At 45.1% G+C, this 13609-nt stretch carries 11 protein-coding genes and 1 tRNA gene; 5 read left to right on the top strand and 7 right to left on the bottom strand.

Annotation, left to right across the window (positions count from 1 at the left end):
* Positions 1 to 137: 137 nt before the first annotated feature.
* Positions 138 to 208: transfer RNA gene (locus AC2215_RS12945), tRNA-Gly, on the top strand.
* A gap of 510 nt (positions 209 to 718) precedes the next feature.
* On the opposite strand, the gene AC2215_RS12940 is transcribed toward AC2215_RS12945, so the two are convergent.
* Entirely contained in the window at positions 719 to 2287 is a 1569-nt protein-coding gene (locus tag AC2215_RS12940; RefSeq protein WP_486810420.1) for a metallophosphoesterase family protein, read from the bottom strand.
* Positions 2288 to 2313: 26 nt separating this feature from the next.
* Here AC2215_RS12940 and AC2215_RS12935 point away from each other — a divergent pair, with 26 nt between their 5' ends.
* Both AC2215_RS12935 and AC2215_RS12930 read left to right on the top strand, forming a co-directional pair.
* Positions 2314 to 2556, top strand: coding sequence for a tyrosine-type recombinase/integrase (locus AC2215_RS12935; protein ID WP_486810419.1), 243 nt, complete (start codon positions 2314 to 2316; stop codon positions 2554 to 2556).
* A gap of 179 nt (positions 2557 to 2735) precedes the next feature.
* Entirely contained in the window at positions 2736 to 3509 is a 774-nt protein-coding gene (locus tag AC2215_RS12930) for a toll/interleukin-1 receptor domain-containing protein (RefSeq protein ID WP_486810418.1), read from the top strand.
* Between the two features lie 14 nt (positions 3510 to 3523).
* Here the strand turns inward: AC2215_RS12930 and AC2215_RS12925 are convergent, their stop codons facing one another.
* From AC2215_RS12925 to AC2215_RS12900, 6 genes are all read right to left on the bottom strand, one after another.
* Positions 3524 to 4249 (bottom strand): hypothetical protein, encoded by a 726-nt coding sequence (locus AC2215_RS12925; protein WP_486810417.1) that lies wholly within the window; start codon positions 4247 to 4249, stop codon positions 3524 to 3526.
* A 76-nt stretch (positions 4250 to 4325) separates the two neighbouring features.
* Positions 4326 to 5960 carry a formylglycine-generating enzyme family protein gene (locus AC2215_RS12920; protein WP_486810416.1) on the bottom strand — a complete coding sequence of 545 codons (1635 nt, stop codon included), beginning with the start codon at positions 5958 to 5960 and terminating at the stop codon, positions 4326 to 4328.
* Between the two features lies 1 nt (position 5961).
* Entirely contained in the window at positions 5962 to 7758 is a 1797-nt protein-coding gene (locus tag AC2215_RS12915) for a Calx-beta domain-containing protein (protein WP_486810415.1), read from the bottom strand.
* Entirely contained in the window at positions 7751 to 8704 is a 954-nt protein-coding gene (locus AC2215_RS12910) for an AAA family ATPase (RefSeq protein WP_486810414.1), read from the bottom strand. Before AC2215_RS12910 ends, AC2215_RS12915 begins: the two co-directional genes overlap by 8 nt.
* The gene (locus AC2215_RS12905; protein WP_486810413.1) at positions 8689 to 9717 is read right to left on the bottom strand and encodes a hypothetical protein; all 1029 of its coding nucleotides are present in this window, start codon (positions 9715 to 9717) and stop codon (positions 8689 to 8691) included. Before AC2215_RS12905 ends, AC2215_RS12910 begins: the two co-directional genes overlap by 16 nt.
* A 562-nt stretch (positions 9718 to 10279) precedes the next feature.
* Positions 10280 to 11617 carry a hypothetical protein gene (locus AC2215_RS12900; RefSeq protein WP_486810412.1) on the bottom strand — a complete coding sequence of 446 codons (1338 nt, stop codon included), beginning with the start codon at positions 11615 to 11617 and terminating at the stop codon, positions 10280 to 10282.
* 164 nt (positions 11618 to 11781) lie between these two features.
* Between AC2215_RS12900 and AC2215_RS12895 the strand changes: the two genes are divergently transcribed.
* Together AC2215_RS12895 and AC2215_RS12890 are read left to right on the top strand one after the other, a co-directional pair.
* Complete coding sequence (locus AC2215_RS12895) at positions 11782 to 12675, top strand: hypothetical protein (RefSeq protein WP_486810411.1); 894 nt, start codon at positions 11782 to 11784, stop codon at positions 12673 to 12675.
* A 177-nt stretch (positions 12676 to 12852) separates the two neighbouring features.
* Positions 12853 to 13593 carry an HAD-IIB family hydrolase gene (locus tag AC2215_RS12890; RefSeq protein ID WP_486810410.1) on the top strand — a complete coding sequence of 247 codons (741 nt, stop codon included), beginning with the start codon at positions 12853 to 12855 and terminating at the stop codon, positions 13591 to 13593.
* Positions 13594 to 13609: the final 16 nt, after the last annotated feature.

The following is a 13609-nucleotide window of genomic DNA, read 5'->3' as shown; positions in this document are numbered from 1 at the left end:
TGAGATGGGGAGATGGGGAGATGGACTTGATATTCATTCCCCATTGCTCGCCACATTTCGTTCGCCTGCGCCTGACGTCGATCGAAAAAATGTGTTGAACTCCAAACAAGATATGCTACGCTAGTAAAGCGCACAACGCGGGCGTAGTTTAGTGGTAAAACCTTAGCCTTCCAAGCTAATGATGCGGGTTCGATTCCCGCCGCCCGCTTTTTAAGTCACTTCACGATCAACCCCGATCGCAGTTTGTAGATCGATCGGGTCGGTGTCATACAATGTTTGCTTGAATACCCATCGCGAACACTGACGCGGAGACGAGGAGATGGGGGACGCGGAGAAGTTTTATTATTGAGGACGATCGTGCCGACATGATATCAGAAGTCGAATGGGTTGCACCTCTGAAGATTCTAGTAGTCCTCCACACTGGTTTGGTTGTGTGTTGATTCTATAGCGGTATTCTGACTGATTAGAACCTTTTTTTGGCGCGATCGATTGGGAACGCGAGCAAGATGTTTGTGCTGACGCACACGCTTCGCGAACGCACTAAATTGTCCTAACATCACTGAATATGGCTATACTTCCCCTCTCACCGAGGGGTAAGGGGTGGGTTCCGTCTGGGGAAAAGACTCACCCGACAATCCCTCAGAATTAATGTGGTGGAGTACTGGGAATTCCAGAATCGAAGGCACGATCGAATTTTCCGACTTCAACCGATCGGACTTCAAATCGTAAACGGTTCGATCTCATAGTTCTTCCACTGACGCTGAAACTGCTCCACCACAAACGGTCGGATCGTCAATTTTGGGGGACAACCCGCGGCCACATCAATCCGCAAAGCCGAGTAAGGGCGGCGTTTCTTCGTCCCCCACCCCGTTCGTCCGAGGTAGAGGTGCGATCGGGCGATTTCGCGGGTAAGGCCTGCATGGGTTTCCAAAATCCGATCGCTATCCAATCGCTGCCGTCGCAAACTAAAGCCGCTACCGCCGCAGACGATCCAATTGATATTCGCATCTCCGTGACCGGTTTCCCCCGTGCGCAGGTACTCCAAACAGTGGGCGTGACCGTTTAAAATCAGATCCACCAACGGGCGATCGCCCCGAAGCGGACCAACGGCTTCAGCGACGCCATCGAGGACTTGCCGCAGGTTATGGCGAATGGCGAGGGTTTGTCCCTGGTCCCACTTGGTGGCTTCGGTGACGTAGGGGGGATGGTGAAAGTAAACAATCCGGCCGCGCACCCGATTGTCACTCCAAGACTCGATCAACCGCTGCCGCAGCCAGTTGAGTTGCTCGAAGTCCACTACCACCTTGCCTTTGGTATCGGCCAGTTGTTTGTCGATATCGAAGATTTGTTCCGAGAGTTGCTCGGCATTGGTGTAGAGATCGTCTAAGGTATCCGAGGCATCAACATCAGCCGCATTGAGATGGGTCGCTTTTTGCAACAACTGCAACCGTTCCCGTTCGAGTTCGGTACGACGGGCTTTCAGGTGCTGCCGCTTTTGCTGTCCTTCTTTGCTTTTGGGCAGCGGTTGGGGCTCGTTAAAGGTATTGGAATCGAGGGCAAAAAAGTCGATGCCGCCGTAGCGAAAGCTGTAGTAGCGGTTGGGTAGGCGGGTAAATTCTCCGGGTTGGTAGTGCAGGCAGCGCCCGATCGAATTTTTAGCGGTGTAGTGGCGATCGAGATGAGCGGCGAGGCGATCGCTATCGAGGGTGCGCCGGTAGTCCAGAAACGCCCGAGCATAGGCATCCCCCCCAAACGACCCGTGCCAGCCCACATCCACATCGAGATTGAATTGCGAGCGCAGCACCCGACGCAGGGGTAAGGCAGCCTGGGAAATCAACCCCCAAATTAACGGCAGATCGTAATAGTCGTGGTTTCCCAACACCGGCAGCATTGGTTGTTGGAACACCATGCGATCGTAAGCAATCTCTTCAGGTTTGTCCCCACCGACGAGATACTCGCGATAGGGTTGGATGAAATTATCCGGGTATTGCTCGCTCGAACCGACTAAATAGACGACATCCCCCGTATGCAGGGTAAACCGACAACCTTCGCCAATGGCCAGGGCCGCTTCGGCGACTCGACGCTGGGGACTGTCTCCCCGATGGCGACCGGTGCCGCTATCGCCAAACACGAGAAACGAAAAAACCGGGTCGTCTTGTCCGCCGTCGTCGAGAACCAACCCGGTGCGATCGATGCCTCGTTCGGCAAAGGCTGGATGCTCCCATCGCACCCGTTCTTTCATCTTTTGAATCTTCTGAGGAATGGAAGGCTCGGAAACAAGTTTCATTCGGCGATGGGTCGAAAATTAACTGGGTGCGTGCATCCTACCGAATTTTACCGGGTAATTCCAAGTATTTTGGGTTTGAAAATAGAACGATATGTCCGCATTTAATGTTGCTTATTGTGAACAAACGGGCGGAAGAAGCTGGGATACGTCCGTTAAGCGCTCGCGATTTTCGCCGGACGTTTTGCTCGGATTTGTTGCATGCGGGAGTTGATATTGTTACGGTACAGAAGTGGGTAGGTCATAACTTCTCGAAGAGCACGGCTCAGTAGGATCGGCGTGGCAAGGAAGCCAAGGGTAAAGCGGCGCAGAGTTTGGGGTTTTGATGAACCGTTCAATACTGAGTGGCGAGTGCTATACGTCCTCTAAGAGCCTCACCACCTGACCCCAACTTCCCGGATTGTAGTTAGCTACAACGGAAATATTAAGATACTTTTACAAGGAAGTTGCTATGAGCGCTCGTGCAGAGAATCAAGCTATTGAAGTCTTTTTCTCCTACGCCCATGAGGATGAGGAACTGCGGGACGAACTGGCTAAGCACCTCCGACTCTTGGAACGGCAGAAGGTAATTGCCACCTGGTATGACCGCGAGATTGATGCAGGAACTGAGTGGAAGCACTCAATTGAACAGCACCTGAACTCAGCTCAGGTGATTCTGCTGTTGATTAGTGCAGATTTCCTGGCATCGGATTTCTGCTGGGGGGTTGAGTTAAAGCGGGCAATGAAACGACATGAGACAGAGGAAGCCCGCATTATTCCAATTATTCTGCGCGAGGTGGACTGGAAAGGAGCACCTTTTGGAAAGCTGCAAGCTTTGCCCAAGAATGCTAAGCCGGTCAAGAACTGGGAGGAACAAGACCAGGCTTTTGCGGATATTGCTAGAGGGATTCGCAGAACGGTTGAGGAGTTGAACCCAAAAAAAGTTCGGGATGGTTCGCGATTCTCGACAGACGAGCTGGGTCCCGAAGAGAAGTGCACAGAGAATGTTAAAGGCAGTTTAACACCTCGCCAGCGTCGTCGCCTTGAGCAAGAATTAGACGATTTACAACAGCCTTATAAGTTACTCAGCGAAAAGCTCCGTAGATTGCGTAAAAAACGTGCTATTGTAAACGACCCTAGTGTTGAGCTTCAGTTAGATGTGCAAATAGAAGAAGCACAGGGAGAACTTGATAAACTTGAGTTGCGAATTAATTCAATTGAACAAGAAATTGGTTTAAATCTATAGGAGTTACGGTTTAATTAGCTCTCTGAACTTTTCTGAAAATCTAAATTAAAAAATAAAATTATACCACCAATCCCAATGCCAATTGTAATAAATACAGGTAAGATTTGTGAAAGGAGGGTCACCCAAAAAGTGTTCATAAAAGGAAGAGTATTTAATAATTTACTAAAGATTGTTTGTAATCCAAAAGAGAGCAAAAATATTAAACAACCAAAGAAGAATACTCTCCACCAATTACCTTGAACGATAGATCGACTGTAAGCGAAAGCTGCTTTTCCCCTTTGGTCTCGGAGAATAACAGCAAGCCCATAGTATTGATTATTTATTATATAAATTATTCCTGGGATTAAAAGTAACAGAAATCGTAGATAAAAGATGATAGTAAACCGAGACCCTAGTAATAATAGGGGAATTATGTTCGCAAATATTTTTTTTATTACACTCTGATAATTAGTATTTCTACCGTGAACATAATTATCTGTAATAACTGCTGTGGCTATGAAATATATCTGTGAAAATAGGATGAAAACAAATAAAACAATATAAAATACCACTAATAATGATACTGAATTAGGATTATTAATCGTTAGAGCCAAAGCTGAAATAATTATCTGGAAAGGTAAAGATATCGTACAAAACACCAGTAGGATAGGTTTCAAGTTTTTTAGATAAACATAAAACCCCATTGATAGTAATTCTATTAATCCGAGTTTCCGGCTTTGAAGTTCAGAGAGAATACTCATATTGAGTGCTCCATCAAAAGTTTGTTTATCAAATAAAAAAGCTGAAATTATGTGTGATTTAATCTGAATTTTTGACTTATCTAGACAAAGCGACTCGAAAGCCGATTGTGAGAATCTTGTTGCCTGGAGGAACACCATTGCGATAGCTAGAACGACACACGTTTGGAGGGTCAAGCCAAGACCCACCCCGTATTACTCGATGTGACGCTCTATAATTAGTGATCCTAGCAGATCCGTCTAAGGTCGCATTAATATAGTTATCATGCCAGTGGTCGGCACACCACTCCCAGACATTACCATGCAAATCATTTAGTCCAAAGGCATTAGCTACTTGATGAGAACCAACTTCAGTTGTCTGTTTACTAGATTTACCCTTTGGTCCAGAACGATATTTTTGAGTGCCATCATAAGTCGCTACTTTGGGAGAAATGGTTTTACCAAAATAAAAAGGAGTCTCTGTCCCAGCACGACAGGCATATTCCCATTCTGCTTCACTGGGTAGGCGATAGGGCCTACCTGTTTGTAGTTGCAAGCGCTCGCAGAACTCAATGGCCTCGAACCAGGTTACGTGTTCTACTGGCAGGTTTTCACCTGGGAAGCGCGATGGAGCAGACGGTAATTCAATCCTAACTTTATCTTTCCTGGCTATCGCAAACCACTGCATCTGAGTAACAGGAAATCTACTCAGGAAGAAGGGAGCAACGTTAACTAGATGTTGAGGTTGTTCTCGATAGTCTCCCTCCTTCTCAGGTGAACCCATTTGAAATTCCCCTCCTGGTATCTGCACCATTTCCAGTACAATCCTCTTTTCCAGTTGTGCATAAAAAACTTCTGCCTGACCTCGATGACGACTGATAACCCATTTTGACCCCAATCTCTGGAATATAGGTGGTTTAATCAGTTGAACCATTTCAAACTCAAATCTATGTAAGGAAGGAGGAGGGATTTGAACCGTATTAATATTCCAAACTGACTTCTCAAATTGCGGAATCGATAAAGTCACTCCGGCTACTACTATGCGGTTGTTGTGGGTTGGCAATTGATTAAATTTAGATTCTGCTTCTTGTTCGTTGCCGCGAGCCAAATCGCGCATCCCTTGAAGGTAAGTCAGCAAAGGCTCAAATTGCGCATCCCTTAGAGGAGCAGCCAGTGTTTCCGCTAGCTTAGACATCCGCACCCACTCTGTTTTTTCATCGAGACTGAGTTTGGTGAGTTGTAAAGCTAAGTCACGGGCTGCTGCTTCCGGGTAGATATATGCTAGCGCAGTCCAGCGTTGAGCTTGAGCAATAGTCCGAACGGAATTCTTCGGACTATTGAGTTGTCGTTGTATATAAGCCAGCAGAAAATGAGCTAAGGTCTCAATGCGCTGATGATTATTTTTATTAAATCGAGGATTATTATTGAGTTGCTCTAGCAATACATTTCGCGTTTCAAACTCCATCTCGTATAGCTCGCGTCCCACTTCATGGCATAGAGGGGATAGTATTAAGTCGGCTACAGCTATCCAAGGGATGTTTAAATTTTCACCCTGTATATCTTGCTGAAAGTTAGCCCACAGGCTATATAGTAAATGAGGTGTGAGAGCAAGAGGGAACGCGGCATGATAGGCTAGATACAGATGCGCTTCACCAAATTTCTCCCCAAAGGATTGAATTCTTTGGGAAATTTCTGGTGAAGGAATTTCAGTGGCAGATGAATTAGCTGGGGTCATACTAACGGATTGATTTCCCGAACTTTTGCTCTCGCCCGCGCAATGTCTCTATGGCTTGATAAAGTTCTTGACGATTCAATCCAAACATCGGAACTAGGCTCGCAATTTCGTCAGCCGTAGTGAATTCCCAACGCTCGCGGGGAAAAGGATTAAGCCAAGCAATGTGATGTACATATTGTTTTAACTCCTTGAGGAAAAATTTCGTGCGACGACGACGCTTAGAACTAAACTGTCCGCGAGCCGCACCGGCATCACTAAAGATTAAGCAAACAACTCTCGTGTTGGACAGTTGTGATAGACAATCTTCAATGGGTACTGCTTCTAGGTGGTATGGATCTTGGTAAAGGTCGTCACTGGGACAGTTATGGAAATAATAAACTCTAACTTGATTAAAATGTCCGCCTCTTGAAGCTGTATCTACAAGTGCTTGTGAGAGGTGATGAAAAGGAACCATGGAGCCATCTCGATCTATGAGTAATAAGAGTTCTATCTTATTGATGCGACGAGGCTTTAGTACCGGATTGAGTAGAAAACCCTGTTGTCCAATTCGATCTATGGTTTCTTCGAGATCCAGTTCCGTGGGTACGCCCTCTCGAATCAAATGTCGCAGATAGCGCCACCCCTGCTTCATTTGCCGATAGGTAACGGGAATATCTTTGGTTATGATGGGGAAAGTCTCTCCAAGCTGACTATCAGGCTGTTTGATTGCCTTGGCAACTTGTATTTCGTCAAAGAGGGTCTGAATAACTTGAGGGGAGAGCTTGGCTATCGGTAGATTTGTCAGATCTTCAGTATCTTCATTATCACAAGCTCTCATTCTTTTGCGCATCCTTCTCATTTGGACAGCAATTAATAGAATCGACAAACTTGCAATTGTGATTAGACACAGGTCTACCCAACCGCCAAACCGTTCTACGAAAGTATGAAACCAAGCCCAGAATTTTATATCTTCTCGATCTGTAATAGTTAATGTAGCAGTGTCTTGTGGACTTATTGTGACTTGTCCTTGAGGGTTAGTTAATTGTAAAGTAACCTTCTCCGTGCCCTCATAAATTTCGTCATCTAAGATAAGAATATCAACTTTTTGTACTCCAGATTTACCATCAGCAAAGGTCACAGAGATCGATTGATCCTTGAAATCATTCAAGGATGCTCTTATTTTGCTCAAATAATCGTCTTTTCCATCTATCAATAATTCCAAATAATTAAATGATTGCTCTAGATAATAATCATCTGTTTCGTCGATAATAATTGTTGCGCTCACCTCACCTCTACTTCCACCAGTACGAGCAATTCTAATTTCGGGATTTTTGTCATTTTCTTGTATGTTACCAAGGTTGTTAGAGAAGGGAATGACCTTAAAGCTTAAGATACCAGGATTTTTTGACGGTGTTGGTGGAAATAGCCAAGGGATAACTATCGCTGTTACTAGGGAAGAAATAACTCCAAAAATAACGTATCGAATCCCTCGAACAGATTTAGGCTTTTTAGCATTTGCATCATCGGCTTTTGAGCTATCTACAATGCTTTTTTGAGACTGACTTTCTTTCGTCTTACTTGGTAAAATATGTGGCAAAGTATCTTCATGAATTAACTGGTAAAAATACTCTTGGAAGATAAGTTTCTCCTCCTCTGATTTAACCCAAAGAGTGCAACAAAGTTGAGATAAAGCATTGCGATCTTCATTCCCAAAACCAGCATCCAGCGCTTGGAGTAACAGGTAATACTCCTCTAACCCTAACAGCAGTCCGGCTTCTCGGAGGCGATTGAATAATTCTAAAAGTGCTGGCTCATTCACGATCGTTACTCAACCTCAGATAACTAACATGTGCTTCCCAACTTTTGAGCAACACTTCTAAATAAGGGAGCTGTTTTTGTGATATTTTTTTTAATGCCTCTTCCAAAGTATCTTGCTTTAGTGCTCCAATCCAGTCCAATAACTCACTAGTGCTTACATTTTTAGAATATCTTCCTGTTTCCTCTTGCATTAATTCACGCAATTCTAAAAACCGGGAAACAGCTTCTTTTGCCAGTTGATCTGCAATTTTAGGAAATCTAGCCTTGACAATCTGCACAATCTGATTAGATTCGGGAAATTTAACGTAGTGGAATAAACATCGGCGTAAGAAAGCATCTGGTAAATCCTTCTCATCATTACTCGTTATAAAGACAATCGGCGCAGCTTTAGCATTGATTTCCATTTCTTTATTCTCGACTCTAACTTCTTCAATTTTAATAACTTGTTCATCGAGTTCTAGAAGCAAGTCATTGGGAAAATCAATATCAGCTTTATCAATTTCATCAATCAAGAAAACCGTACGCTTTTCATTCTTAAATGCTCGTCCCAGTGGTCCCAGACGCACATAGGAAGTTGGATCGTCAAATCGTTGCTTTTCTTCCGGTGTCAATGAACCAGACGCAGCCAATTGAGCATCCCGCAACCTGCCAACCGTATCATATGCATACAGTCCGTCTTTGGCTCGGCTAGTTGATTTGATATACCAAGCCTCGAAAGGTAGTCCTAACTCATAGGCGACTGCAATAGCTAATTTGGTCTTACCACATCCAGGTTCACCTCTTAGCAGCAATGGACGCTTTAAGTAAATCGCTAAATTAACTGCGTCTATTAATTCCTGACTGGGAAGATAGGGATAAATTGGTTTTCCCTGATACATTTTCCCAGCTTGTTGGGGCTGAACTCGACCCTTGTATTTAGAATTATTTTCATTTATAGGGGCAGCCATTTCTTCTCCTGTTCAAACCAATTACAGCCGCATAGAGCGCAAATTTTGCGAATAGTTGGCTCTGGAATTCCTTTCTTTTCCAAAAGTCGTTGAATCGTTTCTTCTTTATCAAGAGAAATCGTCTCCGGTAAATGGTCGCTTTGCTGTTCGAGCCAGTTTCTGAGAACTTCTGCCGAAAAGGGAACTAATTCCGGCAAATCAAATGGGAATCTAGTTTTATAATTTGGCTCATAATCAGTCACAAAACCCAGCTTCCACGACCTGACAATTCCTTGATAATCCAGAAAAAATACTAACAATTTGAATCGATGTTGTTTATTGTCGGAGATATTTTCAACCAGCGTAGTCCATAAACTATCCATTAAATCTATCAAGTTATCTTCAATATATCGATTGACATTATTAAAACAGATCAAGACATTTTGTGATTGCCATAGCTTAAAAATTCTAGTTACAATTTGACAAGGGGTACTTTGGTCTTCTAAATCAACCCAGATAGCAAAGTCTTCCCAAATACTGGAAACATCAGTTCTTAAGGTTGTTCTATCTAAATCAATAACTATATTTTTTCCTTCAAATTCTTTAGAAACTACCCGTGCTAATCTATGAAGCAACCACCTTTGACCATAGTCCTTAGATTGGCCGTGAATTAGAAATGCACCATGAGATTCTTTTTGGGTTATAACAATCTTTTCAAACAATCGCTGTTGCTCCCAATACCCCAACTTGAGTAAAGCTTTGTATAATTCATTATTACTTTCACCTTTGTTTAGAACGCTAGAACTTTTGAGTCTATTGTGACTCTTTATTTTTACATCTATATCGTCAATTTCTTCCTCTATTTCTTCAATTTTCTCTTTACATTCCTCAATTTCTTCCTCAAGCTTAAATTGTTCTCCCGTATCTGTCTCGATAATGTAACGTTTTCTGATTTTTCTTAACTTTTTGCGTAACTTTTCATAGGCTTCATCCAAATCTTCTCGTTTTTCCTCTAAGCGTTTAATTGAGGGCATTTTTCCGATTCTGAATTGAGAGTAAATCTAGTCAAGTAGTCACCCAGAGCCAACGCATTTAATCGTCAGAAATCAGATAAGGATTTGGCCGATCCCAAAGATTTAGTCATTGTAAGCATTAGCGGTCGCGCGGGAGCGCCAGAACACTTAAAATTCACTTCGAATGGGAGAATTGAAGATTGAGAGATTTTAGAGACTTTCAAGTATGGGGACAAGCCAAAGCAACCGTTAAACGAATGCTTATCTCTACCGATAAGATACCTCAATTCCACCGGAGTTAACACCACTGCTTGCTCCAGCAATTCCAGAATCCGCCACTCAAACGGGTCTCACTGCCGCTCTCTCAGCGCAGAAATGCGATCGCGCCCCTCCTTACACTCCGGTTCCTGCGAAGAGCATAGATCTGTGCCAAAAGTGGGGAGGTCAGGAACTGTAGTTTAGACAAAAGTTCGATCGTAGAGCGCTCGACCCTTGAGGAGCGAGCACTCGGTGGGGGATACTCAGACTACAGACTAAAAAATGGCAGAGATGGTCAAGAGATGGCGAGTTGCATGTGGCGTTCTTACGATCCCGACTCCAAGCGACGCTGCCACTCCGCATCGATTTTATCGGCCCGATCGAATTCTTGCTCGGCGAGATCCGTTTCCGTGGTGTAGGCCAGATCGTCGGTATCGATCGTCTTTTGGGCGGCAAATTTTTCGGCATAGGCGAGTTTTTCCTGGAGTTGGGCAGTCGGTTGCGCCAGGGGAATCTCCCGGCTGTGGCGTTCTTGATTGCGCTCTCCAATCGATCCGTTGCGCCATTGAATCCAAAAATACCGCACCAGGGGAATCGCCAGAAATCCGATGCCGTAAGCCAGCAGCAAGCCGTAAATCGATTCGGCGAATAGAACCAATCCCCCCAATTGGGCGGCAATCTGCCCATCCCCCAGCAACGACCCCAGCATCAGCGCCAAAATCACATTCAGCGCCCCCAAACCCCCAGCCATCATCAGTTGACTCGAACTTGCCCGAGAAAAGCGCCAGAGTCGTTCTTGGAAATAGTTGGGAACCGCTTGCAATGCCGAACTCTCCGTGGCCGTGGTTTGCAGTTCCGGGAAATGATACACCAGTTCCCCCTGGGCACTCACCTCCGGACGACCGTTAAACCGCGCCAGCACCGGCAACATATACTCTTCGTAATCTCGGGCGAATTCGTTGCCCAACTCGTCGAGGTAGGGGGAAATTTGCTCGGCAACCACGGCACCGCGATGGTTGCGAATCACCGTCCCGATTTCTTGCCAGCGCCGTTCTTCTTTGTCGGCATTGGGGTTGCCATCGCCGAAAATAAACGAGAAAACCGCTTCGAGAAAGTTCATCTGGTCATCTCTCGATGGGTTGCCGCGCTTGAACTTGCGGTTTCGAGACGAACGAGAACGGGGATAGGTATCGTAGTAGCCGTAGTTGGGACTAAAAAACCAAAATAAGTCCGAGAACCAATAGAACGGGAAAAAGAACGTCCCTCCCCCATCGCGATCGCCCCCGCCTTCATCGCGACTGGAAGCCGCCGCTATTAAAATCGCCGCGATCGCCACGGCAATCAGCAGAATCGAAGCAATCAGAACGATCCCAAAGGAAATACGAATACCGTAAAACAGCACGCCCCAAATTTTGTCCCAGGTTTGCTGCCACCGCAGTTTCCAATACTTATTGCGAAGAATCGACCGAAAATTCTTGGGAAACTGGTAAACTATATCCCCAGTTTCGGCCACTTGCAGGTGTCCTCCGGCATCGGATGCCAGTGCTAGGAGTCCTCGCTCGGTGAGATTCAGTTCTAAACCCGCCTTTGTGGCAACATCTCCGAGGGTCACTCGGTAGTTCAGTTGCTCGACGGCCTTCATTATCGCGGGATTCGGCGTCATGCTTTTCCCTCTGTTTTAGTACTCGGTTGATACTTATCTATTATAAAATTTTCGCCCATCTCTCATCTGGCCGGGAGTACTTCAAAACCGAAATATAAATTCCAGATTTCAATAAAAGGGAGGGGACTATAACCTTTCCCATTCTCCATACCCAATGTAGTGCCATGACTCCAAGCCGTAACGAAACCGATCGCCCCCAAAAAGGCTATGTCACGATTGCCATTATTCTTTCCCCGATCGTTCTGTTGGCTTTCGTGAACGGAATTATGGCGTTCGTTCGGGTTTTTACCCATACCCTGGGGGCGATCTTTTTAACCCTAGAAATTTCCGCTGTGGGTCTGGCGATTGGTGCGGTGGGGTTCTGGTTGTGGCAGCGCGATCGCCGTGCGGGATACGCCCGAATGCAGGCAACTTTAGAACAGTTACTCCTCGAGAACACTTCATCCCTTTCCCTAGTGGAATTTGCACAAAAGGTTCAGCTTCCCATTCCCGTTGCCCGCGGTTTTCTCGATACGGCGATGCGGGAAAAACAGGGGAATTGTCAAACGAACGATCGCGGAGAACTTATTTACGATTTTGCATCCGATTCGGTCGAAGAAGAACCGATCCAAACCGTCGATGTGGAAGCAATTTCGACGGATAGAATTGATGCAGTTGCGGCAGCTTTATTCACTTCTGAAACGACCGTTACTCCGGAAGAAGTTGACGAAAAAAATTATCAATCGGAACCCCAAAATGTTAAAATCGATTCATCAACAATAGAGTCATCAGATATATCGCGATCGTTACTCGTCGAAACCCAGAAAAGCGATCGAACCACCCCAGTTGAACACCAAACTAAAAAACAAATCGAAAAATCTTCAGAGACGGCGATCGAGGCACCCTTAATCCAAGCTCAACTTGCGCGCCGGTTGAGTGTGAGTTCGAGCACCCTCAGCTATCGCAAACTGAAGCCCAATTTCTCCCAATGGGTCAGCGAAAAAGACCCGGATGGCATTGCTTGGCGATACTCCCCCCAGACTCGAAAGTTTTATCCCGAAGATGAAGAGATGAGTTGAGTTTGTAGTTGAATTTGATCGATATTCGCCTAGGTTTAATTTGGGTGAAGAACGTAAAATCGAACAACTGATATAGTTTTAATGTAATAGATTAAAGTTTTTAATTTCCTCGATGATAAGCTACTTTATCGTCGAGCAACTTTAGTCAATTAATGATGTGACGATACTTTTAAAAAGATGACTAGCGTTAACCCTTCCCTGGTTTTAGCCACTGACCTCGATGGTACGTTTTTAGGTGGTTCAGATCGACAGCGGAGTCAACTGTACGAATATATCAAAAGCCAGCGAGAGCAAATTTTGTTGGTATTCGTCACCGGACGGAGTCTCAATATGATTCGAGAACTCTTCGACTTTCCCGGCTTTCCCCGCCCCAATTATATTATTGGCGATGTGGGAACGACCATCTTCGATGGTAACACCTTCCAACCCGTATCTGCGGTTCAAGATTGGGTGAGTCAGGTTTGGAATAATGCCAACGATCGCGTGAAAGAATTACTCGCCAACGAACCCGGATTGGAGTTACAATCTCTGAATCCCGATTATCGCGTTGCTTATTACTATCAAGCCGATAAATTTCAATCGAGTACGATCGATAAAATTACCGCTGCCGGTTTTGATTGTATTATGTCCGATAAGCGTTTTTTGGATGTGATGCCCAAAGGCGTCTCCAAGGGTCCGACGCTGCTGAAATTAATGGAGACGCTAAATTTAGATCTCGATCGGGTGGTAACCGCTGGCGATACCCTCAACGATTTATCCCTGTTTGCCACGGGTTTGAAAAGTATTGCCGTCGGAAATGCCGAACCCAAACTTGTAGAGAAAATTCCGACGATGGAGAATGTTTTTCACAGTTCCGAACCCGGTACGGCTGGGATTTTAGAGGGTTTGAAATATTATGGAAAATTGACCCTGAGTTAGCGATGGTCAGTTCACA

It is taken from the genome of Zarconia sp. (assembly GCF_057467645.1).
This window is presented reverse-complemented; position numbering and strand designations above follow the sequence as displayed.

Excerpts from the sequence above, each read along its gene's own strand:
- AC2215_RS12940 (WP_486810420.1), bottom strand. The coding sequence starts at position 2,287 with ATGAAACTTGTTTCCGAGCCTTCCATTCCTCAGAAGATTCAAAAGATG.
- AC2215_RS12930 (WP_486810418.1), top strand. The coding sequence starts at position 2,736 with ATGAGCGCTCGTGCAGAGAATCAAGCTATTGAAGTCTTTTTCTCCTAC.
- AC2215_RS12925 (WP_486810417.1), bottom strand. The coding sequence starts at position 4,249 with ATGAGTATTCTCTCTGAACTTCAAAGCCGGAAACTCGGATTAATAGAA.
- AC2215_RS12920 (WP_486810416.1), bottom strand. The coding sequence starts at position 5,960 with ATGACCCCAGCTAATTCATCTGCCACTGAAATTCCTTCACCAGAAATT.
- AC2215_RS12910 (WP_486810414.1), bottom strand. The coding sequence starts at position 8,704 with ATGGCTGCCCCTATAAATGAAAATAATTCTAAATACAAGGGTCGAGTT.
- AC2215_RS12905 (WP_486810413.1), bottom strand. The coding sequence starts at position 9,717 with ATGCCCTCAATTAAACGCTTAGAGGAAAAACGAGAAGATTTGGATGAA.
- AC2215_RS12900 (WP_486810412.1), bottom strand. The coding sequence starts at position 11,617 with ATGACGCCGAATCCCGCGATAATGAAGGCCGTCGAGCAACTGAACTAC.
- AC2215_RS12895 (WP_486810411.1), top strand. The coding sequence starts at position 11,782 with ATGACTCCAAGCCGTAACGAAACCGATCGCCCCCAAAAAGGCTATGTC.
- AC2215_RS12890 (WP_486810410.1), top strand. The coding sequence starts at position 12,853 with ATGACTAGCGTTAACCCTTCCCTGGTTTTAGCCACTGACCTCGATGGT.